This window comes from Agrobacterium sp. CFBP2214, assembly GCF_030209895.1.
GTDB lineage: Bacteria > Pseudomonadota > Alphaproteobacteria > Rhizobiales > Rhizobiaceae > Agrobacterium > Agrobacterium radiobacter.
Map to the genome: position 1 here is coordinate 1 of NZ_JARVRC010000016.1, position 1,430 is coordinate 1,430.

2 rRNA genes are annotated in these 1,430 nt (G+C 53.5%); both read left to right on the plus strand.

What is annotated here, in order from left to right:
* A 23S ribosomal RNA gene (locus QRN60_RS23825) occupies positions 1 to 992 on the plus strand; the annotation flags it as partial.
* A gap of 253 nt (positions 993 to 1,245) precedes the next feature.
* Positions 1,246 to 1,360, plus strand: a 5S ribosomal RNA gene (gene rrf / locus QRN60_RS23830).
* Positions 1,361 to 1,430: the final 70 nt, after the last annotated feature.

Sequence of the window (1,430 nt, forward strand, 5' to 3'; positions counted from 1 at the left end):
GTAAACGGCGGCCGTAACTATAACGGTCCTAAGGTAGCGAAATTCCTTGTCGGGTAAGTTCCGACCTGCACGAATGGCGTAACGACTTCCCCGCTGTCTCCAACATAGACTCAGTGAAATTGAATTCCCCGTGAAGATGCGGGGTTCCTGCGGTCAGACGGAAAGACCCCGTGCACCTTTACTATAGCTTTACACTGGCATTCGCCAAGGCATGTGTAGGATAGGTGGTAGGCTTTGAAGCAGGGACGCCAGTTTCTGTGGAGCCATCCTTGAAATACCACCCTTATCTTCGTGGATGTCTAACCGCGGTCCGTTATCCGGATCCGGGACAGTGTATGGTGGGTAGTTTGACTGGGGCGGTCGCCTCCGAAAGAGTAACGGAGGCGCGCGATGGTTAGCTCAGACCGGTCGGAAATCGGTCGTCGAGTGCAATGGCATAAGCTAGCCTGACTGCGAGACTGACAAGTCGAGCAGAGACGAAAGTCGGTCATAGTGATCCGGTGGTCCCGTGTGGAAGGGCCATCGCTCAACGGATAAAAGGTACGCCGGGGATAACAGGCTGATGACCCCCAAGAGTCCATATCGACGGGGTTGTTTGGCACCTCGATGTCGACTCATCGCATCCTGGGGCTGGAGCAGGTCCCAAGGGTATGGCTGTTCGCCATTTAAAGCGGTACGTGAGTTGGGTTCAGAACGTCGTGAGACAGTTCGGTCCCTATCTGCCGTGGGTGTAGGAATATTGACAGGATCTGTCCCTAGTACGAGAGGACCGGGATGGACGTATCTCTGGTGGATCTGTTGTCCTGCCAAGGGCATAGCAGAGTAGCTATATACGGAATGGATAACCGCTGAAGGCATCTAAGCGGGAAACCAACCTGAAAACGAGTGTTCCCTATCAGAGCCGTGGAAGACGACCACGTTGATAGGACGGGTGTGGAAGCACAGCAATGTGTGAAGCTTACCGTTACTAATAGCTCGATCGACTTCTTCGTTCCCATTGAATATGTTCATCAAGCCAAGCTTGATGACATCATCTTCTGTCTTCACGGGCCAAGGGCCCTGCAGACGGCGCGCGCCATAAGGCGCGACGGACTAACGTCCTGTATGGCTGCCTCGCTCAACCTCGAGCAAGGCAGGCAAACGGACCAGTCAAAGAAAGACGTGTTAAATTAAATAGAGCTTCGGCTCTCCAGCTTCTCGAAAACTGTTTCCATCTCAAAAATGGAAATCGTTGCGTTTTGCCGACCTGGTGGTTATCGCGGGGCGGCTGCACCCGTTCCCTTTCCGAACACGGCCGTGAAACGCCCCAGCGCCAATGGTACTTCGTCTCAAGACGCGGGAGAGTAGGTCGCTGCCAGGTCTGCAAAACGCAACACAAAATCTTCTCAATCACAAAAATGGGCAACAAGCCCAAATCAAAAGGCCGCCAA